The organism is Sphingomonas sp. 10B4, assembly GCF_035019905.1.
Classification (GTDB): Bacteria; Pseudomonadota; Alphaproteobacteria; order Sphingomonadales; family Sphingomonadaceae; genus Sphingomonas; species Sphingomonas glacialis.
This window is the reverse complement of the sequence record NZ_JASJVC010000215.1, coordinates 1-399: the sequence shown is the minus strand read 5'-3', so window position 1 is coordinate 399 and position 399 is coordinate 1. Positions and strand designations below refer to the sequence as shown.

At 50.1% G+C, this 399-nt stretch carries 1 rRNA gene; it reads left to right on the top strand.

Going from position 1 to position 399, the window contains the following annotated elements:
- Positions 1-399: ribosomal RNA gene (locus tag QN347_RS19525) — 23S ribosomal RNA — on the top strand; the annotation flags it as partial.

Here is a 399-nt window from a genome sequence, read left to right as displayed (position 1 = left end):
GGCCATAGAGGGTGATAGCCCCTTATACGAAATCATATCTGTGGTACTAGGCTTGCAACAAGTAGGGCTGGACACGAGAAATCCTGTCTGAACATGGGGGGACCATCCTCCAAGGCTAAATACTCGATATCGACCGATAGTGAACCAGTACCGTGAGGGAAAGGCGAAAAGAACCCCGGAAGGGGAGTGAAATAGATCCTGAAACCGTGTGCATACAAACAGTAGGAGCGGACTTGTTCCGTGACTGCGTACCTTTTGTATAATGGGTCAGCGACTTACATTCAGTGGCAAGGTTAACCGCATAGGGAAGCCGTAGAGAAATCGAGTCCGAATAGGGCGAATCAGTCGCTGGGTGTAGACCCGAAACCAAGTGATCTACTCATGGCCAGGTTGAAGGTG